The 23,113-nt window shown below is 48.5% G+C and carries 19 protein-coding genes; 6 read left to right on the top strand and 13 right to left on the bottom strand.

The window, feature by feature from the left end:
- Nucleotides 1-60: 60 nt before the first annotated feature.
- Together DWZ67_RS06120 and DWZ67_RS06125 are read left to right on the top strand one after the other, a co-directional pair.
- Nucleotides 61-609 carry a 30S ribosomal protein S16 gene (locus DWZ67_RS06120; protein ID WP_005837359.1) on the top strand — a complete coding sequence of 183 codons (549 nt, stop codon included), beginning with the start codon at nucleotides 61-63 and terminating at the stop codon, nucleotides 607-609.
- Nucleotides 610-732: 123 nt separating this feature from the next.
- Nucleotides 733-1,830, top strand: coding sequence for a TlpA disulfide reductase family protein (locus tag DWZ67_RS06125; RefSeq protein WP_120138366.1), 1,098 nt, complete (start codon nucleotides 733-735; stop codon nucleotides 1,828-1,830).
- Nucleotides 1,831-1,986: 156 nt separating this feature from the next.
- Here the strand turns inward: DWZ67_RS06125 and DWZ67_RS06130 are convergent, their stop codons facing one another.
- Nucleotides 1,987-2,958, bottom strand: coding sequence for a hypothetical protein (locus DWZ67_RS06130; RefSeq protein ID WP_005827419.1), 972 nt, complete (start codon nucleotides 2,956-2,958; stop codon nucleotides 1,987-1,989).
- Nucleotides 2,959-3,377: 419 nt separating this feature from the next.
- On the opposite strand from DWZ67_RS06130, the gene DWZ67_RS06135 reads away from it, so the two are divergent.
- Together DWZ67_RS06135 and nrdG are read left to right on the top strand one after the other, a co-directional pair.
- Nucleotides 3,378-5,585 carry an anaerobic ribonucleoside triphosphate reductase gene (locus DWZ67_RS06135; RefSeq protein ID WP_120138367.1) on the top strand — a complete coding sequence of 736 codons (2,208 nt, stop codon included), beginning with the start codon at nucleotides 3,378-3,380 and terminating at the stop codon, nucleotides 5,583-5,585.
- Between the two features lie 137 nt (nucleotides 5,586-5,722).
- On the top strand, nucleotides 5,723-6,229 hold the full coding sequence (gene nrdG, locus DWZ67_RS06140; RefSeq protein ID WP_005827412.1) for an anaerobic ribonucleoside-triphosphate reductase activating protein: 507 nt from the start codon (nucleotides 5,723-5,725) through the stop codon (nucleotides 6,227-6,229).
- A 164-nt stretch (nucleotides 6,230-6,393) separates the two neighbouring features.
- On the opposite strand, the gene DWZ67_RS06145 is transcribed toward nrdG, so the two are convergent.
- On the bottom strand, nucleotides 6,394-7,740 hold the full coding sequence (locus DWZ67_RS06145) for a threonine/serine exporter ThrE family protein (protein WP_005827410.1): 1,347 nt from the start codon (nucleotides 7,738-7,740) through the stop codon (nucleotides 6,394-6,396).
- 112 nt (nucleotides 7,741-7,852) lie between these two features.
- On the opposite strand from DWZ67_RS06145, the gene DWZ67_RS06150 reads away from it, so the two are divergent.
- Entirely contained in the window at nucleotides 7,853-8,575 is a 723-nt protein-coding gene (locus DWZ67_RS06150) for a DUF6064 family protein (RefSeq protein ID WP_005837362.1), read from the top strand.
- A gap of 28 nt (nucleotides 8,576-8,603) precedes the next feature.
- Here DWZ67_RS06150 and gpmA read toward each other — a convergent pair whose 3' ends face one another.
- Nucleotides 8,604-9,350: a 2,3-diphosphoglycerate-dependent phosphoglycerate mutase gene (gpmA, locus tag DWZ67_RS06155; protein ID WP_005827407.1), complete on the bottom strand. Its 747-nt coding sequence runs from the start codon at nucleotides 9,348-9,350 to the stop codon at nucleotides 8,604-8,606.
- A 36-nt stretch (nucleotides 9,351-9,386) separates the two neighbouring features.
- Nucleotides 9,387-9,683, bottom strand: coding sequence for a hypothetical protein (locus DWZ67_RS06160; protein ID WP_005837364.1), 297 nt, complete (start codon nucleotides 9,681-9,683; stop codon nucleotides 9,387-9,389).
- A 243-nt stretch (nucleotides 9,684-9,926) separates the two neighbouring features.
- On the opposite strand from DWZ67_RS06160, the gene fldA reads away from it, so the two are divergent.
- Nucleotides 9,927-10,433: a flavodoxin FldA gene (fldA, locus tag DWZ67_RS06165; protein ID WP_005827403.1), complete on the top strand. Its 507-nt coding sequence runs from the start codon at nucleotides 9,927-9,929 to the stop codon at nucleotides 10,431-10,433.
- A 124-nt stretch (nucleotides 10,434-10,557) separates the two neighbouring features.
- Here the strand turns inward: fldA and DWZ67_RS06170 are convergent, their stop codons facing one another.
- The 9 genes from DWZ67_RS06170 to DWZ67_RS06215 form a co-directional block, all read right to left on the bottom strand.
- Nucleotides 10,558-13,122 (bottom strand): glycosyltransferase family 1 protein, encoded by a 2,565-nt coding sequence (locus DWZ67_RS06170; RefSeq protein WP_005827401.1) that lies wholly within the window; start codon nucleotides 13,120-13,122, stop codon nucleotides 10,558-10,560.
- 30 nt (nucleotides 13,123-13,152) lie between these two features.
- A complete protein-coding gene (locus tag DWZ67_RS06175; protein WP_005827398.1) occupies nucleotides 13,153-14,814 on the bottom strand; it encodes a glycogen/starch synthase in 1,662 nt (553 codons plus the stop codon).
- A gap of 295 nt (nucleotides 14,815-15,109) precedes the next feature.
- Nucleotides 15,110-15,529, bottom strand: a complete 420-nt coding sequence (locus DWZ67_RS06185; RefSeq protein ID WP_005827396.1) for an ATPase — start codon at nucleotides 15,527-15,529, stop codon at nucleotides 15,110-15,112.
- A gap of 33 nt (nucleotides 15,530-15,562) precedes the next feature.
- Complete coding sequence (locus tag DWZ67_RS06190) at nucleotides 15,563-17,389, bottom strand: V-type ATP synthase subunit I (protein WP_008664313.1); 1,827 nt, start codon at nucleotides 17,387-17,389, stop codon at nucleotides 15,563-15,565.
- Entirely contained in the window at nucleotides 17,386-17,991 is a 606-nt protein-coding gene (locus DWZ67_RS06195; protein ID WP_005827391.1) for a V-type ATP synthase subunit D, read from the bottom strand. The genes DWZ67_RS06190 and DWZ67_RS06195 overlap by 4 nt, the downstream gene beginning before the upstream one ends.
- 120 nt (nucleotides 17,992-18,111) lie before the next feature.
- Nucleotides 18,112-19,437, bottom strand: coding sequence for a V-type ATP synthase subunit B (locus DWZ67_RS06200; RefSeq protein WP_005827389.1), 1,326 nt, complete (start codon nucleotides 19,435-19,437; stop codon nucleotides 18,112-18,114).
- Between the two features lie 140 nt (nucleotides 19,438-19,577).
- Complete coding sequence (locus DWZ67_RS06205; RefSeq protein WP_005827385.1) at nucleotides 19,578-21,332, bottom strand: V-type ATP synthase subunit A; 1,755 nt, start codon at nucleotides 21,330-21,332, stop codon at nucleotides 19,578-19,580.
- Nucleotides 21,333-21,351: 19 nt separating this feature from the next.
- A complete protein-coding gene (locus DWZ67_RS06210) occupies nucleotides 21,352-22,191 on the bottom strand; it encodes a DUF2764 domain-containing protein (protein WP_044467767.1) in 840 nt (279 codons plus the stop codon).
- A 16-nt stretch (nucleotides 22,192-22,207) separates the two neighbouring features.
- Complete coding sequence (locus tag DWZ67_RS06215; protein WP_120138368.1) at nucleotides 22,208-22,798, bottom strand: hypothetical protein; 591 nt, start codon at nucleotides 22,796-22,798, stop codon at nucleotides 22,208-22,210.
- Nucleotides 22,799-23,113: the final 315 nt, after the last annotated feature.

Below are 23,113 nucleotides of genomic sequence, written 5' to 3' on the forward strand. Positions count from 1 at the left end.
CACTCGCTATTACGAGATAGTAGCATAATTCAAATCATTAACTAAAAACATTTTAATTAAATGGCAACAAAAATCAGATTGCAAAGACATGGACGTAAGAGCTACGCTTTCTACTCTATCGTTATTGCAGACGTAAGAGCACCACGTGATGGTAAATTTATTGAGAAGATTGGTACTTACAATCCTAACACCAATCCTGCCACAGTAGATTTGAAGTTCGACCGCGCACTTGACTGGGTGTTGAAGGGTGCACAACCTACTGACACAGTTCGTAACATCCTCTCTCGCGAAGGTGTTTACATGAAGAAGCACTTGCTGGGCGGTGTAGCGAAAGGCGCATTTGGCGAAGCAGAAGCTGACGCTAAGTTCGAAGCTTGGAAGAACAACAAACAAAGCGGTTTGGCTGCTCTGAAGGCTAAGGAAGACGAAGCTAAGAAAGCTGAAGCAAAAGCACGTCTGGAAGCTGAAAAGAAGATAAACGAAGAAAAGGCAAAAGCATTGGCTGAAAAGAAAGCCGCTGAAGCTGCCGCAAAAGCCGCTGCCGAAGCACCGGCTGAAGAGGCTCCTGCTGAAGAAGCCCCTGCTGCTGAAGAAGCTGCTGCCGAATAATAGTAAGCACAGCGTTATCGCTAAAAATGGGATTAAAACTATAAAAATCCTCTCCGGTTCATATCGGAGGGGATTTTTTATTACTATATTTGCAGCTATAATCATTCATTAAAAAAACAAACAATGAAAAAGTTTACTTATCTGCTCGCTGTAGCCGCTGTATTTACAGCTTGTAACAGTGGAAACAACGGTTACACCGTAACCGGAACTGTAGAGGGTGCAGCCGACGGCGACACCGTATATCTGGAAACCGTGGAAGGACGCCAATTCGTAAAATTGGACTCTGCTGTCATCAAAGATGGAACATTTACCTTCAAGGGTACACAAGATACTGCTGTCAACCGCTACATCTCCTACAAAGCCGAAGGAAAAGACGGCGCAGCCATCGACTTCTTCCTGGAAAACGGCAAGATTAAAATCAACTTGTCGCAGGAAAACAACTCTGCCACCGGTACTGCCAACAATGATGCCTACCAGGAAATCAGAGCCCAAATCAACGGTCTGAACAAACAAATGATGAGCATCTACGAATCCATGTCGGACACCACACTGACCGACGAACAACGCGAGGCTAAAGGCAAAGAGATGGAAAATCTGGAAAACAGCATGATAACCGCCATCAAAGCCGGCATCAACAAGAACATCACCAACCCGGTGGGTGTACTCCTGCTGAAGCAGAACTACTACTACATGGATGTGGCAGACCTCGACCCGCTGATGCCCCAAATCCCTGCAGCTTACGACAACGACGAAGCCATTGTCAAGATAAAGAGCAACGTTGAGAAGATGAAAGCCACTGCCGTAGGCCAGAAGTTTACAGACTTTGAGATGCAGACGCCGGAAGGAAAAACCGTGAAACTGTCCGACTACGTAGGCAAGGGCAAAGTTGTCCTCGTTGACTTCTGGGCAAGCTGGTGCGGCCCCTGCCGTCGCGAGATGCCCAACCTGGTGGAAGCTTACGCCAAATATAAGAACAAGAACTTCGAGATTGTAGGCGTATCTCTGGACCAGAGTGCCGACGCATGGAAAGAAGCCATCAAGAAGCTGAACATCACTTGGCCGCAAATGTCCGACCTGAAATACTGGAACTGCGAAGGCGCACAGCTTTATGCCGTAAGCAGCATCCCCCACACTGTGTTGATTGACGGTGAAGGAACTATCCTTGCACGCGGACTGCACGGTGACGAGCTTCAGGAAAAGATAGCCGAAGCTGTCAAATAATAAAACCGGACACACCGGAAACTAAAAAAGGAGTGCCACACTTCGTCAATCGAAATGCCACACTTCACGAGGCCCAATCAATGGCATTTGCCTCTGTGAAATGTGGCATTTTCCTTGCTGAAGTGTGGCATTCGGAATGATGGAATGCGGCGTTTTTCAAGAGAAGATACGCGCAGCCATTTCCATCCCCAACCTTACGGTTTCCCACTGTTTCTCCTCATCGGCCTCCGAAGGCGAAAGAAGCGCATTGGCATCCGGCAGACATAAAGTGAAACGTTTCAAAGGAATATAGTTCAATACACTTTCGGTTTTCGCCTGCAATTCATCCAATTCGTCTTCCTGAGGATAATGGGACAGCACGAAACCGAACACCGCTTCCTTCTCGTGTATGAACCAGAGCAGACGGTTACGGTCGCACGCGCCACAGTCGTAATTCAGGAAATAAGCATCGGCCCCATGCAGTTGCACCAGCATGTCCGTCGGTGCATGGAATGCAACATACATCCCTGCAGGACGCTCACGCAAAACCCGGTTGTTGAGCCGGATGGTATCTTCCATTATCACCGAATGTACCCCGTCGAACTGGACGTAGCGGCAGCCTGCATCATAAAGTTTGGTAAGCAAAAATTTGTAGCAGGAAGCAATATCATCCGTCAAAAGCCGGATGTCGGAGTAAACGGTTTCTATCTGAGTCCGCTCCACACGTTGAATAATCTGGGTCATAACCTCTGCCGGCGAAGGGATATGCTGTTTTTTCATCACCCCTCCGTCCACAATGGAATCAAGAAATGCGAATTCTTCCAGAATAGGATGCCGTAGCAAACTGAGCCGTCCTGTAATCTCCAAAGGAGAGCCTTCGGAGAAAGGCCGGCCGTCTTTGGAACAAATACCCTCCCAGCTTTCCAAAAAATCGCGACTTCGGAAACCACCATCGGAAACAACCTTCATGCCTCCCAGCTCCAGCCGTTCCACCAGACTGCGCACTTCCGCATCTTCAACAGCCTGCAATATCTGCCGGCTCACCTGCCCGTTCTGATATTGCTCGCGGACATCCTTCAATGCACGAGGTACACAAAAAGCCCCAGCTATATCAATTTTAAACGGAGGAAATACATTTGCCATGTTCATCCTTTCTTTGATTATTATAATAATGATACTTTTGCCCCAATACCATGAGCAGCAAAGCAATACAATCGAATGGCAACAAGAAGTATTATCAAGGACTAAAAACCTTAAATAAACCAATTCGTTGCAAATATAACTAAAAAAATCGAAGATTCACAATCTGCCCAAAAGATTTATCTTCATTTGACACTTCGAAATCAGATGATGCTTATGCATGCAATAATAATCAGTAATGAATAACTTTAAAAGTTATTTTTCATTAGAAGTTTTCCACTTTAAACAATTACATCATTAATAATCAATAGATTAACACTTTTTAAACCACAAAAAGTTTTCCAAAAAGCAAAACCTATCAATAACTATAATATCTTTGTTTCCGCAATTAAACTAAAAAAGACAGTCACATTTAAGCATAAAAGGTTATGATACAGACAGTACTCAAGCGCGACGGGCGCGTCGTCGGATTCAACGAAGAAAAAATAGCAACGGCCATCCGCAAAGCCATGTTGCATACAGACAAGGGGGAAGACCTGCAACTGATACACCAGATTACGGACCGCATCTCTTTCAAGGGAGATTCGCAGATGACGGTGGAAGCCATCCAGGATTTGGTGGAAGTGGAGCTGATGAAGAGCAGCCGCAAGGACGTTGCCCAGAAATACATCGCTTACCGCAACCAGCGAAGCATTGCCCGCAAAGCAAAGACGCGCGACATGTTCCTGGAAATCATTAACATCAAGTCCAACGACATCACACGCGAAAATGCCAACATGAATGCCGATACCCCGGCAGGCATGATGATGAAGTTTGCCAGCGAAACCACCAAGCCTTTTGTGGACGACTATCTGCTGAGTGAAGAAGTGCTGGATGCCGTCACCCAGAACTATCTGCACATCCATGACAAGGATTATTATCCCACCAAGAGCCTGACATGCGTGCAGCATCCGCTGGACCATATTCTGAAATACGGCTTCTCTGCCGGACACGGCGAATCGCGCCCGGCCAAACGCATCGAGACTGCCAGTATCCTGGGATGCATCTCGCTGGAAACAGCCCAGAACGAGATGCACGGCGGACAAGCCATCCCTGCATTCGATTTCTACCTTGCCCCCTACGTGCGCAACAGCTTCATCGAGGAAGTCAAGAACCTGGAAGAACTGAATGGAAAAGACTATTCCCATCTCTATCAGAAGGAACTGGCCGATTATCTGCAGCAGCCGTTGGACGGACTGACAGGCGAGGACCGTATCGTGCAGCATGCGGTCAACAAGACCGTATCGCGCGTACACCAAGCTATGGAGGCATTCATCCATAACATGAACACCATCCACTCACGCGGCGGCAACCAAGTGGTGTTCAGTTCCATCAACTACGGCACAGACACCTCTGCCGAGGGGCGCTGCATCATCCGCGAACTGCTGAAAAGTACCTATCAAGGGGTAGGAAACGGAGAAACCGCCATCTTCCCCATCCAGATATGGAAAAAGAAACGGGGTGTGAGCTACCTGCCTGAAGACCGCAACTACGACCTCTACCAACTGGCCTGCAAGGTGACGGCACGGCGTTTCTTCCCGAACTTCCTGAACCTGGACGCCACCTTCAACCAAAGCGAGGACTGGAAAGCCGATGACCCGAAACGCTACCAGCATGAAGTTGCTACCATGGGATGCCGTACCCGTGTATTCGAAAACCGTTTCGGACCGAAGACCTCCATCGGACGCGGCAACATCTCTTTCTCTACCATCAACATCGTCCGTCTGGGCATTGAGTGCATGAACATCGAAGACAAGGAACAGCGCATCGCCCGGTTCTTTGCCAAGTTGGATAGTATGCTCGAAGTGACCGCACGCCAGCTGCACGAGCGCATGGAGTTTCAAAAGACCGCCTTCGCCAAGCAGTTCCCGCTACTGATGTCTGCCTTGTGGATAGGCAGCGAGAAGCTGAAACCGAACGATACGATTGCTTCCGTCATCAACCAGGGAACACTGGGAATCGGTTTCATCGGGTTGGCAGAATGTCTCGTGGCATTGCTCGGAAAACATCACGGCGAATCTGGCGAAGCCCAGGAGCTGGGACTGAAAATCGTGACCTACATGCGCGACCGTGCCAACCAGTTCTCGGAGCAATACCAGCACAACTACAGCGTGCTTGCCACTCCTGCCGAAGGGCTGTCGGGCAAGTTCACCCGCATAGACCGTAAGAAGTTCGGCACGCTGCCGGGCATTACGGACCGTGACTACTACACCAACTCCAACCACGTGCCCGTATACTACAAATGCAGCGCCCGCCACAAAGCGGAAGTGGAGGCTCCTTATCATGAACTGACCCGCGGCGGACACATCTTCTATGTGGAGATAGACGGTGACGCCACCCACAATCCGGAAGTCATTATGCGTGTAGTGGACATGATGGACCGATACAACATCGGCTACGGTTCGGTAAACCACAACCGTAACCGCTGTCTGGAGTGCGGTCACGAAAACTCCACCCAAAACCTGGAAGAATGCCCGAAGTGCGGCAGCAAGCATATCGACAAGCTGCAACGCATCACCGGCTACCTGGTGGGGACAACCGACCGCTGGAACAATGCCAAGCTGGCAGAGTTGAACGACAGGGTCGTTCATAATTGAAAATTAAAAATTAAAGGGCTGCGCAGTGCAAAGCGGAGCTTCATTTTTAATGGTTGACGTTTAATTTTTAATGATTAATGTTCAGCTTCCTACCTGCGATGTTTAATTTTTAATTTTTAATTATTAATTCCCTACTCATGCTTTCTATTCTCGACATTTTAGAAGATACCACAGTAGACGGTCCGGGCTTCCGGACCGCCATTTATGCTGCCGGATGCCCCAACGGTTGTCCCGGTTGCCACAATCCGGAGTCGTGGGACATCAACCGCGGGCACTGGATGAGTACGGAAGAGATTCTGGAAAAAGTCCTTGCCGACAACTTTGCAGACGTCACCTTCAGTGGTGGAGACCCGATGTTCCAGCCGGAAGGATTCACCCAACTGGCACATGCCATCAAGGAGCGGAGCCGGAAAAACATCTGGTGCTATACGGGCTATACTTTCGAAAAACTACTGCGCAACCCGCGCCAAGCCCAACTGCTGAAGTACATCGACGTACTGGTGGACGGCAAATTCAAGAAAGAACTGAGGGATGAGGAACTCTATTTCCGGGGAAGCCGCAACCAGCGTCTGATTGACGTACAAACATCCCTGCAAAAAGGCGAAACCGTCATTTACCACTATAATCCGAAAAAGGGCATTTAAAAAAGAAGAAAAGTTTTCAAAAATATATGAGCACTTTTATAATGTTATAATATCAGGCGCGAATTACACGGAATAACACGGATTCAATAAACAAAATCCGTGAAATCCGCGTAATCCGCGCCTAAAAGAAAGTGTTAAGAGTTTTTTGACACCCTCCACCTATATCACCATTCTATAAATTTTCCTCTTTCCCTGCGCTTCTGCAGCTCCTCCTGAAGAAAGCGCTGCCTATCCTTGGCAATATACCGGCGGGCAAAGATATTGGGCACCGCCACTCCCAGCGCTATGCAGAGAATAATCAGTGAAGCCGTGATGCCGTTGGAAACAACCGCCGTCACCTCGCCTACCACACCGTGCATATTGATAAGCCCGAAAAGTGCACGATACATCAGCACTCCCGGAATCATCGGGATGACAGAAGGAATCGTCAGTACGTGATTGGGAACATGGAACCAATGCACTGCCTTCACGGCTATCAGGCTGACAACCATGCTGCCCATGAACGAACCTATCACCGGTCCGTAACCCAATTCGAAATTGACAAAGTTACGTGTACAAACGGCAATGATGCCGCCCACCGCAACAACCCACAACAAACGCCGCTGTATGTTGAATATCATGGAAAATCCCATGGCAGCTATCGCCGCCGCAATGGCATACACCAGATAACTGTCATGAGGCACCATACTCAATTCGCTGAACTTCTTGTCAATCACGACATCCTCCACCGTCAGCAGGCGCATGGCTATTACAATGCCGAAGGCCATTGCACAGACCATCAGCACCGTATTCACAGCCCGCACAATGCCCACCTGGATATAATTGTCAATCATATCATCCACAAAGTTTATCAGCGGCACCCCCGGAACGATGAACAGTGCACACGCCAACAACGGATGATAGGGAGTTTCCGAGAGCCCGGCAAACGAAGACACATAGGCCAGACAGGTAGAAATCAATGCGGCAATGGCAATACTCATATAGTGATTGATGCCGAACTCCATGCAACGGGCACGGACGCGGAAGCCGGCAAAAGCGCAGATAGAGGTAAACAGAAACGCCATCCAGTCACCACCGAACAGTTTGCAGAAACCTCCGCAGGCAAAGCCGGCACCGATGGCAACAACGTATGGCACATAGTTCCGCTTCTTGTTTTTGATTCTTTCCAGTTCCTCCTCATACTGGTCGAGGGAATAGTCATTCTCAATAGCCCGCCAGGACAGTTTGCTGATTTCGGAAATGGCAGTCATGTTGATGCCATGCTTTTCGCATTTCTGGAATTTGGAGAACGAATGCAGGCCGTCGCTCACATTCACCACCAGCATGGTATAACTTACGTCGATGTGGAGCTTTTCTTCCGGCAGCCCCAGATAGGCGGCAACACGGTTCAGGTTACGAACAACACGGTTTGTATCAGCCGCACTCTCCACCAGCAGCTGTCCGGTACGAAGCAATAAATCGAGTTTCCTGCGCAGCAGGGCAATCTCTTGTTCAGTCAAAGTCTTATCCATGAATCTTTTTACCTATTTTTTTGGAGGCACAAAGATAGGCAAAATGTAGAAAACGATTTCATTCTTTCGGCAGAAAACTCTACCTTTGCAGCCGTTTTTTTAATGGACACAAATGGAAATATTCTGGAATACTATCGCACAATACAACGAGGCCACCTGGTGGACACAGCTCCTCATCACCGCAGCAGGTATCCTGCTCACCACGCAACTCTACCGGAAACCGACCTTATGGGCAAAACGCTCCATGAAAATCTACATGGTATTTCTGAACGGGTGGATATCCATCGTGTACTACATGATGTATTGCGGAGCGCGCGGACACCACCATATACTCGCCATCTTCTGGGGAGTGATTGCAGTGTTGTGGCTATGGGATTTGTTTACCGGCTACACTCCGTTCGAGCGCAACCCGAAATACAAGGTACTGGTGGGGGTACTCTATGCAATGCCTTTCCTCTACCCGCTCCTTTCGTGGGCACGCGGAATGGAATTTCCCATGATGACCACCACCGTGATGCCCTGCTCGGTAGCAGTTTTCACCATCGGGCTGCTGCTGGCTTTCTCGCGCAGGGTCAACCTGCTCGTCATTCTGTTCCTTTGCCACTGGGCGCTCATCGCCTTTTCCAAAGTCTACATCTACAAGATTCCCGAAGACCTGCTACTGGCAAGCGCCACTGTGCCTGCCATCTATCTGTTCTTCAAGAACTACTTTGAACAGAACTTGCACAAGGAAACCAAGCTGGGCGCACGGCTCATGAACTGGTTCCTTATCCTCATCTGTATAGTGGTCGGGGTACTGCTCAGCATGACGCTGCTCCATGGGATGAGAGGATAAAGAAATAGCGCGCTTCCGCGCGCCAAAATCATTTCTTCTTTCCCTGATTGGCCACAGCCTCCATCAATTTCTTTATCTCCTCGGGGTCACCCAAGAAATAGTCTTTCGTCAAGTTCAGCTCATCGTCAAACTCAAAGACGTAGGGCACCGCCGTAGGCAGGTTCAGATGCACAATTTCATCGTCCGAAATATGCTTCAGATGCTTGATAATACCCCGCAGGCTATTGCCATGAGCCACTACCAGCAATTCGTCGGCCGTCTTCAGATTCGGGAAGATGACACATTTCCAGTAAGGCATGATACGCTCAATCGTATCTTTCAACGACTCCGTACGGGGCAGTTCGGCATCGGGCACTTCTTGATAACGGTCCTCAAAACGCGGATTACGCGGGTCATCCTCGGCCAATGCATGCGGAGCCACATCAAAGCTCCGGCGCCATACCAACACCTGCTCGTCACCGTACTTGGCAGCCGTCTCTGCCTTGTTCAGCCCTTGCAACTGGCCGTAGTGTTTCTCATTCAACCTCCACGATTTCTCCACCGGAATCCAGTCCTGGTCGAGGCGGTCCAGCACACAATCCAGTGTCTTCACGGCACGCTTCAGATAGGAAGTATACGCCTTCTTGAAGCGGAATCCCTTTTCTGCCAGCAGCTCACCCGCCCTTACAGCTTCAGCAACGCCTTTCTCTGTCAAATCAACATCCGTCCACCCCGTGAAGCGGTTTTCCTTATTCCATGCACTCTCGCCGTGGCGAAGCAAAACAATCTTTTTCATATAGTCTCCTTTCAGTTTTACCTATAGAACACCCGGCTACCTCCTCTTGTTCATGCAATAGCGGACCACATATACCAAAAGTATCAGAAACGCCACCCACACCATGCTGATGACCGGCAGGTAGCGGTTATACAAATATTCCCCTTCCTTCGGGACACGGTTGAAAGTACAGATTATGCAATTACAGCACGCATCGAGTGCATCATGCGAGAATACCGAAAAAACAATGATAGCCACCCCCGCAAGAAGCATCATCAAAGTCCCCCACACCAGCCACTTACCAGCCACGGAAGGATGGAATTGCGAATGAGTGGAATGTACGAATCTAACCATAAACACTTGTCTATTATTACCGGTACAAATGTCCTTCATTTTTAACAATCCGGCAATACCTACTTTTCATCAAAAAGAGAGTCTGCCATCCCAATTAGTAGGTAGCCGCGACCTCTATAAACCACGCCACAAGCTAACCCGAAATGGGGAGCGGCACAACACTAAAAGCCCTACATGTAGGTATTTCACGTTCTCCGGCAAAGCCTTTACTTTGCAGCAAACAATTTAATCACTTTATTTACAATGAAAAAGACTGGTGTTTTTTATGGTTCCAGTACCGGAACCTGCGAAGAGTTGGCTAACCAGATAGCCGAAAAGTTGGGAGTTTCCTCCACCGACGTACATAGTGTTGACAAGATGACCGCCGATAAAATCAAGGAATATGAAGTGCTGGTTCTAGGTACCTCCACTTGGGGAGACGGCGAACTGCAGGACGACTGGTATGACGGCGTAAAGGTACTGAAGAGCGCCGACCTTTCCATGAAGTTCGTAGCCTTATTCGGTTGCGGCGACTCCGACTCCTACTGCGACACATTCTGCGACGGCATCGGAGTACTCTACGAGGACCTGAAGGATAGCGGGTGTACCTTCTTGGGCAACAAAGTCAGCACGGACGGGTATTCCTTCTCCTCTTCCATCGCCGTGGTAGACGGTGCATTCGTAGGACTTCCCCTCGACGAAGTGAACGAAAGTAACAAAACCGCCGAACGCATTGACGCCTGGACAGCCGAAATAAAAAGCAAGCTCTAGAAAAGAAACAGACCATCCGTTTACTTTAAACGGATGGTCTGCCTGCATCATGCAGATGATATCTTTTATCTGAACAGATAATGTGTTCCGCCATATCCGCAGGCACATTATCTTTTTTATGCTCTTATACGAACCAGCGAACGTAGCAGAAGTCCTGACGGTGAGGCAGGTCTGCATTCTTCGGGAACATACGGTAAGAAACCTTGAAGCTACCCGCATTTTCCATCTTGTGCTTAGCTTGGAAAGTATAAAGGTTACCTTCTTTCTTCACTACATTGAACGGTTCTACGGAGTAAACATGCTGTTTGCCATCCTGAGCCGTATAAGTAGTCACCAGTTCCAGACCGATAGCATCGTTCAAGCCCTTCTCGTCGATAACGTAAGTAATGGTGTATTCCTTACCGCTCTCGATGGAGCCTTTCACCAGGTCTTCGGTCTTTTCGCAAGACACCACTTCAATGCTGTCCCACTTCTCGGCAACTTCTTCCTTCCAAGCAGCTATTTCCTTAGCCTTGGCACAACCGTCGGCAGCCAGCATCTTGAAACGTTTGGCCTCCTTGATGTAGAACTTGTCGTAATAGTCGTCCAGCTGACGCTTCATTGTATAGTGGGGAGCAATCTGTGCGATGGAGTTCTTGATAGTCTTCACCCAACCTTCAGAATATCCCTTCTTGTTGCGTGCATAGAACAACGGCAGAATTTCTTGCTCAAGAATGCTGTAGATAGTAGCGGCATCGAGCTGGTCCTGATGTTCCTGGTTCTGGTAAGTACGCTTTTCGGTCAATGCCCAACCGGCACCTTCACGATAGCCTTCCAACCACCAGCCGTCGAGTACGGAGAAGTTTACAACACCGTTCATCAACGCCTTTTCGCCGGAAGTACCGGATGCTTCGAGCGGACGTGTCGGAGTGTTCAGCCAGATATCCACACCTGAAACGAGGCGACGTGCCAACTGCATGTCATAATTTTCCAGGAAGATAATCTTGCCCAGGAACTCCGGACGACGGGAAATCTCGATGATTCTCTTAATCAAGCCCTGGCCGGCACCATCGTGCGGGTGAGCCTTACCGGTAAAGAGGAACTGTACCGGATAGTCGGGGTTGTTCACAATCTTGGCCAGACGGTCGAGGTCGGTGAACAGCAAGTGTGCACGCTTGTAGGTAGCGAAACGGCGTCCGAAACCTATCAGCAGAGCGTTCGGATTGATTTTGTCCAGCAGGGAAACGATGCGTGAAGGGTCACCCTGGTTCTTCAACCAAGTTTCACGGTATTGCTTGCGAACATAGTCAATCAGTTTGTTCTTCATCACCATGCGCGTCTTCCAGATTTCTTCGTCGGACACGTTATAGATAGCCTCCCAAATCTTGGGGTTGGACTGGTCGTAGAGGAAGTTCTCATCAAAATGCGCAGCATAGAGATGTTTCCACTCCGTAGCGCTCCAAGTGGGGAAGTGTACACCGTTGGTAACGTAGCCCACATGGCTTTCTTCGGGGAAGTAACCCTTCCAGATGGAAGCGAACATCTCCTGGGAAACCTTTCCGTGCAGCCAGCTCACACCGTTCACCTCCTGAGAAGTGTTGCAAGCGAATACAGACATACAGAAACGTTCACCCTTGTCGCCCGGATTGTTACGTCCGAGGTCCATCAGGTCGTCCCAGCTGATACCCATTCTTGAAGGATAGCCGCCCATGTACTTGCCGAAAAGGCCTTCGTCGAAGTAGTCGTGACCGGCAGGAACCGGAGTATGTACAGTATAGAGAGAAGAAGCACGTACCAGCTCGATAGCCTGGTCGTAAGTCAGACCTTCGGCCACGTAGTCACAGATGCGCTGTACGTTGATTAAAGCAGCATGTCCTTCGTTGCAGTGATAGATATCTTTCTTGATGCCCAGCTTCTTCAGCGTCAGAATACCACCGATACCGAGCAGGATTTCCTGCTTCAAGCGGTTTTCCCAGTCACCGCCATACAGCTGGTGAGTGATGGAACGGTCGAACTCGCTGTTCATTTCATTATCAGTATCAAGCAGATAGAGAGAGATACGTCCAACGTTCACTCTCCACACATAAGCATGCACGTAGTAGTCCAGATAAGGAACATCCACTACCATCTGCTCGCCCTTCTCATCCAATACACGGTCGATGGGCAACTGGCCAAAGTTCTGTGCCTCGTAATTGGCAATCTGCTGGCCGTCCATAGACAATGTTTGTGTAAAGTAACCGTAGCGGTACAGGAAACCGATTGCACACAAGTCGGCGTTGCTATCGGAAGCTTCTTTCAGGTAGTCACCGGCAAGTACACCCAGACCGCCGGAATATATCTTAAGTACATGGCTCAAACCATACTCCATACTGAAATAAGCCACGGACGGGCGCTTGCTGTCAGGCTTCACATCCATGTATGTGCGGAACTTGGAGTATACGTCATCCATTCTGCGCAGAATAACTTTGTCATTTGCGAGTGCCTCGAGTTTAGCATAACTCATACGTTCCAGCAGAAGTACGGGGTTCTGTCCCACTTCTTTCCAGAGAGCAGGGTCAAGGTCTCTGAACAGTTCGGTGGCTTCATAATTCCATGCCCACCAGATGTTATGTGCCAGTTCAGACAGTTTCTCCAGTTCGGCGGGAATGTGCGATTTCACATTCACATCTTTCCAGTTAGGAGTGTTTACATTACTAACTTTAATCTTCATTGTATGATAACTAATTGATTAATAATTCTTTTATTTTAGTTGACGCTTCATGGCATTGCGCAGTGCAATGTCGTAAGCCTCGTAATAATATTGTATAAAGTGCTTCCACAAAGCCTGCTCTGCCACCTGGCCTGCACGCTTGCGTATTTCCTTGATTTCGGCTTCCGTCTTGGTAGAGAACAAGGCTACGGTGTCCTTGATGCCGTCTGCCACTTCGGAATAGTTATAGTCCGAACGGTGCAGCACTTCCACTCCGTCGTTTATGCCATGCTGGTTTTTCAGGCTGTTCACCCAAAGTCCGAAACCGGCAAGGTCGGTGGTGATGGTAGGCACCCGGAAAGCCACGCTCTCCAGCGGGGTATATCCCCACGGTTCATAATAGGACGGATAGACACTGAGGTCCTCGCCTAAAATCAAGTCATAATAATGCTTGTTGAGGATGCCATCGTGACCATCCTGATAGCAAGGTACAAAAATTACTTTCACCTTATCTTCGGGACGATTGCCCATACCGAGGTATTTCAGCATATCCAGCACCTGGTCGTGCGTCATATTGTGCAGCCAGTGGGTGATGAAAGGACACTGCAACGGTTCGGTGAACTTATCTTTGCTCTTCAAGCGCTTCTGCAAGTCCTCGCGGGGGTCTCCCACCCAGCTGGGCACGTTGACAAACGCCAATACTTTCTTCTTTAAATCTTTATCGCGGTTCAGCCGGTTCAATGATTCCAGGAACACATCGATACCCTTATTTTTGAACTCATAGCGTCCGCTGGTACCGATAATCAGCGTATCGTCGCCCAAGTCCTCACCCAGCAGGCAGTTTGCCACACGCAGCATGGTGGAACGGGCACGTTTGCGCTTGCCGGTAAAGGTGGCGCCTTTCGGTACAAAATCATCTTCAAAACCGTTCATCAGCACAACATCCGCAGGCTTGTCAAGCAATTCCCTGCATTCGTTGTTTGTGATTTCGCTCACAGTGGTGAAACAGTCCACATAGTGGGCCGTCTGCTTTTCAATGGAATGTTTGGACTGCATGTTCAGCTCCTCCGCCATCTGGTCGCCGTTGTAGGCGAAAAGATAATCGTAAAGCGGCTTGTTGTTGCCAGCTATGGAGCGGCCGATGGACGTGGCATGGGTGGTGAAGATAGTCCCTATCTCGGGAACGGCAGACTGAAGATAGAGGGCGGCCATGCCGGTCATCCACTCGTGTGCCTGGAACACCACTTTGTCCGTTTCCGTCAAATTATAGCGATAGAAGCTCTCTATCACCTTGCCGGTAGCGAAAGCAAACATGGATGCTTCGTCATAATCACCATATCCATGCAGTGAATCCACCTGATAGCGGTTCCACATTTCTGTATAAATCTCATTTTTTTCTGCAAAGAACGGTTGGAAATCAACCAATATAACAATAGGTTCTCCCGGAATGTTCCAGCGACCTACGCGGACGGAAAGATTGTCTTTCAACGCTGCATGTTTTTTCCACGCTGCACAAAGGTTATCAGACTCAATGAACAAAGGGTTCTCTTTTCCCTGCCAGAAATCCGGCCCTATAAAGAATAATCTATCGCGAAATTTAGTCTGTAAAGTATTTGCCCTTGTAGACAAAACTGTATAGATACCGCCTACTTTATTACACACTTCCCAACTCGCTTCGAAGATGTAATCGGGGGTAAGTAGTTCTTTAGTCATATTATGTTATAATCTCTTTATCTTAATTACGGCTGCAAAAGTACGTATTATTCTTTGAAAAATAGCCTTTTAATCGAAAAAACTGATTAAATATGCATAAACAATCGTTTGCGGAATGTCATAGTTTAGCCACAAAAGCCCCATTGGCTCGCCCATCCATGCATTTTTCGTCTAAAATTCCCGAAGTTTCAAAAAAGAATTCCTGGAGTTTTCAGTTGAAGCCCCAGGAATTTAAACAAAAAACCCCAGGGATTTCAATTGTAAATCCCTGGGGTTTATTTTCTTATAATCCGGATTATACCATCAATGCAGCTACCAGCGCCAAAATAGCGTAGAATTCAGGAAGCGCGGCGTAAATCATTGTATTGGTCTGTACGTCGTGTCCCTGGGAAATACCCACAATACCGCTAGCACAAATCTGTCCCTGACGGATAGCGGAGAACAGGCATACCAGCCCCACACCCAGTCCGATGCCCAGCATCAAAGGGCCGTCCGTAGCAAAATCCCTGCCCATGGACATCAGGAAAGCCACGAAGCCGTAAAGTCCCTGCGTAGCCGGAAGGGCCGACAAAATCATATAACTTGCTGACTTGGAAGGGTCTTTCTTCAACGCACCTTCTGCCGCACTACCGGCGATAGTTGTACCGAAGCAACTGCCAATTCCTGCAAGGGCCAACATCAGGCCCAGACCGAGATAACCTAAAATTTCATTCATAATGTTTCTATTTTTATTTGTTTTTTAATTTGTTTATTTCTTTACTACTGTAAAAGGTTTATAGGCTTCGCCCTTACCTTCGTAACCGGAATTCTTGAAGTATTCCACAAATGTCAGACGGAGCGGGTGTACAAAGGCACTCAGACAAGACATGGCAATGTTCAGCGTATGCCCGAATATCAGTATCAGACCGCAGAACAGCCATCCCAGGGCCGGACCTGCAGCATCGTTCACCATGAAGGCAAGCTGGTTGAACACGCCTCCAAGCATACCGCCTGCCAAGCCGAGGGCATAGAGACGGATGTAGGAAAGTATATCGCCCATCAATCCGGTTGCCATGTTATAGGTATCCCATACTCCGGCACCGATGTTGACAAATACATTCCGGTGGATATTGTTCAGCAGGTAGATACCGATGGCAGAAACACCGCCAATCACGATAAATGCCCACGTAGACACGTCTTCCGAAATTATTTTGAAGAAGGAAAGTCCGCCGGTGCAGATAAATCCCACCACCAGCAACAGCCATCCCCAAGCACTGAGCGACTCCTTGAAGCCGAAACGAACGGTCTGTCCCACGGCCTTCACCGTCATGGCAATGCAGATGTGCACCGCACCGATAATCAACGCCAGCAGCATTTGCTTGTCATAGGTAGTCTCACCTATCTTACCCACAATCATGAATTCCTTCAGTTTGGCGGGTATCTCCAGGTCAAAGAGGCTTACACCGAAGAAGGTTCCCAATATGGCACCGATGACGGACGTAAATATACCCAACGTAATCACCAGGTTCATCATGCCTTTCATGGACTTGGACATCTTCCTTTTCAAAATGAACCCGAGTGCAATCAGTACCAGACCGTAGCCCGCATCTCCCATACAGAAAGCAAAGAAGAGCGAGAAGAATGGCGCAAGTATCGGTGTCGGGTCGAACTCGGCATATTCGGGCATACCGTACATTTTGGTAAGCACTTCGTACATGCGTGTATAGGCGTTGTTTTTCAGCTTGATGGGAGCATTGTCCTCGCGCTTGGCAGCCCTTATCTCATAATAAGTGCCGCTTTCATCGAGAAGTTTCCTCACATCCGCCTCGCAGTCTTCGGGAATCCAGCCTTCCATCAACACTACGGCACCTTCTGCCATATGTTCGCTGTTCAGCTTGACTTTCAGCAGGTCTATCTCTTCCTGGAGCTGTAGGTTGTACTTCTCCAACGTGCAGTAATTCGCTTTGCAGAATTCTTTCAATCCGGCATGTGCCTGCACAAGGGCCTCTTCCGTATCGGCTTTCTTCCGGCTCAGTTCGGAGAGGCTGAGTGAAGGCAGACGGAGCGGTTCCACATCCAGTTCTACCGGTTGGGGAGTGACGGTCACGAAATAAAGATGTCCGCCGTTCTCTTTCACCACGATGGCATTGTAGTCCTCTGCCCACGCTTCGTTATAGTCTTTCTCCGGGCAGGTATAGAACTGCACGAACCAACCAGCATCTTCCAGCTTGCGGATGGCTCTCCAATCGAAATCGCCCCAGACTTCCATCTGCGCCACATCCTTGTCGATGGCGGGAATCTGCTGGTTCAAGTCTTGTATCCGCGCCTGCAAGTCCTCGTAGAATTTCACCAGAGCATCGGCCGACAACTCTTTATGCACCTTTTCTTCCGGCTGTTTGTCTGCCAGGGTGTGCATGCTCTGAAGCATATTCTTGTAGAGCGTACGCTTCTGCATGAATTGCTGCAAGGTGTCGTCCATCTCGCCGCACTGCCTTTCCACAACGTGCACCACGCCCAGTTCCCGGATTTGTGCCAGAAATGCTTCGTACTCCTTATGATACACAAGGAACGTGAGCTTCTTCATTTTCGTAATCATGCCTCTGCCTCCTTCCTTTTCTCCTGATGGGATTTCATGATTTTCTGCGATGACTTGGAAAGGTTCTCCTCGTCTTCCATAAACCGCTTGATTTTGCGCAGAGCATCCTGATAACCCGGAATCTGTACTTTCTCAAAAAGATTCACCTTCTGGGTGGTCTTTTTACGCGCATGTTCCAACAAGTTCAACTTGGCAACAGTAAATTCACGCTCGATGGCAGTATGTGCCAGTGACTTAAGCAAATGCAGCCCGTCTGCATACCATTTGGGCGCATTGAACAAGCTGTAAGGGCGTATCTCGAAATCTACATTCTCGAGCAACGGCACCCGTACACCGGCAATCTTCTTTACACCGAGATGAACATCGCTGACCTTTATCAATGAAGCGTCGAACTCATTCCAAAGGGCGAACATGGCTTCGTAAGCTTGGATTTCCTTTTCCAACCTCGCGTCCAACGCGGCAGCGTCTCCCTTGCAGCGCTTCACTTCCATACGCAGGGCACTCTCCTTATTCTTAATAATGGGGAGTGTACGCACGCGCACCTTCAGTTGCTTTTCGAGTTGCTGAAGCGAGGTTTTGTTATATTGAAACTTAATAGCCATTTTATTTACGATTTAACGATTTACGATTAGACGACTGAAGCTACTCAATTTCTCAATTTACAGATTTACAATTTCAGTAATATCAATCGTAAACCGTAAATCGTCTAATCGTACATTTATTTAGTTTGCTTTCGGCCAGAACTGGTCCACAAGCTCTTTCTTGATATTCACCTCTTCCGGACGGAAATACTTGCCGAACAGACTCCATGCCACATCGAGCATCTCTGTGGTATCGAGGTTGACATCGATGGCCAGTAGCTGGTTGGAGTAGTCCTTGGCAAAGGCAAGGGTACGTTCGTCGTAGTTCGTCAGGTCGAAACCGTTTTCAAGCTTGGTTTTGGCGTTGGCGGCATCGGCGTACAGACGTACGGCGGCATTCATCACCTGCGGATGGTCCTTACGTGTCTTTTTGCCCGTAACAAGCTGTTTCAGACGGGACAAGGAACGGAACGGGTCAACGATAACCTTACCGATGTCGCTGTCACGACGGAGGAACAACTGGCCTTCCGTGATATAACCCGTATTGTCGGGCACGGCATGCGTAATGTCGCCACCGGACAGAGTCGTCACCGCAATAATCGTGATGGAACCGCCGCTTGGGAACTGCACCGCCTTTTCGTATATCTTCGCCAAGTCCGAATAAAGGGAACCCGGCATGGAGTCCTTCGAAGGAATCTGGTCCATACGGTTGGACACGATGGCGAGCGCATCGGCGTAGGAAGTCATATCCGTCAGCAGCACCAGCACCTTTTCATTATTGTTTACAGCAAAATACTCGGCCGCCGTCAGTGCCATATCCGGAATCAGCAGACGCTCTACCGGAGGATTCTCGGTGGTATTCATAAAGCTGACGATACGGTCGAGCGCACCGGCATTGGAGAATACGTTCTTGAAGTAGAGGTAGTCATCGTTCGTCATACCCATACCGCCAAGGATAATCTTGTCGGTCTCCGCACGCAGAGCCACATTCGCCATCACCTGGTTGAAGGGCTGGTCGGGGTCGGCAAAGAACGGAATCTTCTGTCCGGACACCAGCGTATTGTTCAAGTCGATACCTGCAATACCGGTTGCAATCAGTTCCGAGGGCTGCTTACGGCGCACCGGATTCACGGATGGACCGCCAATTTCCACCTCCTCGCCTTCAATGGCCGGACCACCGTCGATGGGGTCGCCAAAGGCGTTGAAGAAGCGTCCGGCAAGCTGCTCGCTCACTTTGATTGTAGGAGCCTTGCCCAAGAATACTACCTCTGCATTGGTGGGAATACCTTCCGTACCCTCAAACACCTGCAAAGTCACTTCGTCGCCGGCAATCTTCACCACCTGGGCCAGCTTGCCGTTTACGGTCGCCAACTCGTCATACCCCACTCCGGTTGCCTTCAGCGAACACGTAGCTTTCGTAATCTGAGTAATCTTGGTATATATTTTTTGAAATGCTTTTGTTGCCATCTATTTATTTACAATTTAGCAATTTACTATTTACTATTTAAATCTCTGCCATCCTATTCTACTATTTTCCTATCTACAACCTCCGTACACCTGCATCCGCAAGGCAAATAGTAAATTGTAAATAGTCACATAGTACATCCTTAGGCTTTACGTTCCTCAACCAGTTCCTGCAACTGCTTATGGAACTTGTCGTATTCTTCCGACTTAAACTTCGAGTAGTTCATCTGCTTACAGATGTTAATCATTTTCTTGAAGTAATCCATTACTTCGTTGAAGTTGTCGAACTCAAATTCAGTATGACAGATTTCTATTACCATATTCAGAATCTCCTCCTGACGCTCCATCGGGGTCACGGCATCAATTTCATCAAAGGCATCCTGCTGCAGAATAACGAAGTCAATCAATTCCGATTTCCAGAAAGTCACGTGATATTCTACGGGCACACCGTCGTCACCCAGGATGTTGATTTGCTCGGCAATCTCCTTACCACGCTGCAGGCGGGTCTTGATTTCATTCACCTTGCCAATCCACTCACCATTGATGTGCTTGGTGATATACTCTTCAAATTCAGGGTATTCTATATATTTGGAATACGAGTCAATCGGGTTTACGGCAGGATAACGCTTCTTGTCGGCACGGTCTTGCTCAAGGGCATAGAAGCAGCGTGCCACCTTCTTCGTATTCTCGGTTACCGGCTCCTTCAAGTTACCACCGGCAGGCGATACCGTACCGATGAAAGTAATGGAACCGGACTCGCCGTTGTTCAGCTTCACATAACCCGCACGGCCGTAGAAGTTGGAGATGATGGAGGACAAGTCCATCGGGAAGGCATCGGGACCGGGCAACTCCTCCATACGGTTGGACATCTCGCGCAATGCCTGCGCCCAACGTGAAGTGGAGTCCGCCATCAGCAGTACCTTCAATCCCATGCTTCGGTAGTATTCTGCAATCGTCATAGCCGTGTAGACAGATGCCTCACGGGCAGCCACCGGCATGTTCGAAGTATTGGCAATGATAATCGTACGTTCCATCAGCTTCCGTCCCGTATGCGGGTCAACCAATTCGGGGAATTCTGTAAAGATTTCCACAACCTCGTTGGCACGCTCACCGCAGGCAGCGATGATTACGATGTCCGCTTCCGCTTGTTTTGAAATGGCATGCTGAAGCACCGTTTTTCCAGTACCGAACGGACCGGGGATAAAACCCGTACCACCTTCCACAATCGGGTTTACGGTGTCGATTACACGCACACCGGTTTCCAGCAATTTGAAAGGACGCGGTTTTTCCTTATAGTTGGTCATGGCGCGCTTCACGGGCCATTTCTGTATCATGTTCACCCGGATGTCATTACCTTCGCTATCCGTCAGCACTGCAATGGTATCCTCAATGCTGTAATCACCTTCCTTTGCAATGGATTTCACGGTGCACACACCTTTCTGTTCAAAAGGCACCATGATTTTCAGAGGTTGGAAGTTTTCGTCCACTTGTCCCAGCCAGGCAGCGGCTTCCACTTGGTCGCCCACCTTTGCCAAAGGCACAAAATGCCATTTGCTTCCTTTATCCAGCGGATAGGTATATTGCCCGCGTTTCAAGAAAACACCGTCCATCTTATCGAGGTCGTTTTGCAGACCGTCGTAGTTCTTCGAAAGCATACCGGGCCCCAGTGTCACTTCGAGCATATGTCCGGTAAACTCAGCTTCGGCCCCCACTTTCAGTCCGCGGGTACTCTCAAATACCTGCACGTAGACCTGGGTACCTACTACCTTAATCACCTCCGCCATCAACTTGTCTCCTCCGGTCGAGATATAACAAATCTCATTCTGCGCTACCGGTCCGTCGACGACGAGGGTCACCATGTTGGCTATTACGCCACTAACAGTTCCTTTTGTTGCCATATATTTTTAGTTGTTTATTTTATCTGAATTCTGCAGGTATCTGCACCTCGTCTTTCAAGGCAGCGATAATGCTGCGGAACAGTTGGTTACCCTTCTCTTTATCCAACGAAATCCACCGTTCTATCATCTCCAGCTGTAGCAGGAAGACAAACAGACGTTCCACGGTAAAGTAATCGAAGAATGTGGCCTCCTCCATCCAGTCCCAGCGAAGCTGGTCCAGTTTCTTTTCCCGGTCCACCAGTTCCTCCGTCTCACTGATTTTCACCAGCTGCTCCAGATAATCCACCTCAGTACCCAGACCGAAGTCACGGGCATTGGAAGTACGCAGAGCCTCGCACACTTCCGTATCACCCACAATCAGCGGAGCAATGTCCAGCTTGAACTTACGTGCTGTGAGCGCCACCAATATATTATTGAGAGTGAGGTTGAAGCCAAACCAGGAAGACACAAACTGATTCCTGCATTCCATAGCATAGGCGTAATAGAGCGCTGCCAGGCGGTCTTCATACAAGAAACCGTCCTCGGCAGGCAGGCTGAAGTATTCGGAAATGAACGTAGAGAGATAAGATGGGAATACACTGTCAGAGACTTCGTCGCCATCCTTCAGTTGTGAGATATATTCCACCAGTTCCTCCGACGAATAGTTTCCGCGCGGGTCGATGGCAGCATCCTTATCCTTCAATAGTTTCAAGACATTCGCATTATCGAATTTCAGATAAAACAAATCTATCAACTTTTTATCATCTTCCGACAAGGCAGGATATAGTTCCGTCTTGAAATCGGCTACTGTATAGCTCAGTTTACTGTCTTCCAGAGTAAGTTCAGGCAAACCGGCTACCAAGTAATAGTATTTACTCATAATCCTGTGGGAGTTTTTAGAACAGCATTTCCACTAATTGCGGACGCAGGAATTCCTTGAAGTAATTCATAAATTCTTCTTCGCCAAAGTTCACCTTGTACGAACCATCGGCAGGCGATACGGAGAACAAGGTTTTGATGCCATTCACTTGCTCAATCTTCACACCCTTGTCCAGCAGGTCTTTCGCCTTCGCTGCGAAATATTTTGTCAAGCCTTCCGCATCGGCAGTAGAGATAACGATTGGTTCGTTCACACTCCATTTGGACGCCAATGCAACGATGAAGGCATTAAGATAATCCTTGTTTGCAGCAAATGCCTTTACATCGGCATTCACAATGTTGTCCGTCACCAACGTAGCGATTTCGGACTTCAGAGCATTCACAGCCTGACCGGCAAACAACTTTAATTCAGATTTTGTATTCTCTGCCAGTTCATCGGCAGACTTATGAGCGTTAGCCACGATAGAATCCGCTTCCTTGTGAGCATCCTCTATAATTCTCTTGGCTTCTTCCTGAGCTTTTGCGATAAGTTTCTGTGCCTCTTCGTTTCCTTTCTCTACGCCTTCGCGGTAGATCTTATCGGTCAGCTCTTGAATCTTGTTTTCCATATTTGCAGGAGTTATTATATGATTTATATTACAATATTAATTGCGTGATTTTTTCCCTTCCTATTAGATTCACGCCAAATTTACAAAAATCCATTTGATATTGAATAGAAAGAAAGGAAGAAAAGTTCTTGCTCTTCCAAAAAAAACTCATTTTACACCAACTTTGTTCTGTAATGATAACAAAAGAATGACAAAAGAAGCAGAAAAATACGTATGCAACAACGCATGACAGGGATTAAGGGGAGCAGTTCCGGAGGTATATAAACGAACAAAGCCTCCGTATCCTTATCAGACACGGAGGCTTCTTCTGAAAAC

The sequence above is a fragment of the Bacteroides sp. AF34-31BH genome (assembly GCF_003602795.1).
GTDB classification, from domain to species: Bacteria; Bacteroidota; Bacteroidia; order Bacteroidales; family Bacteroidaceae; genus Bacteroides; species Bacteroides uniformis.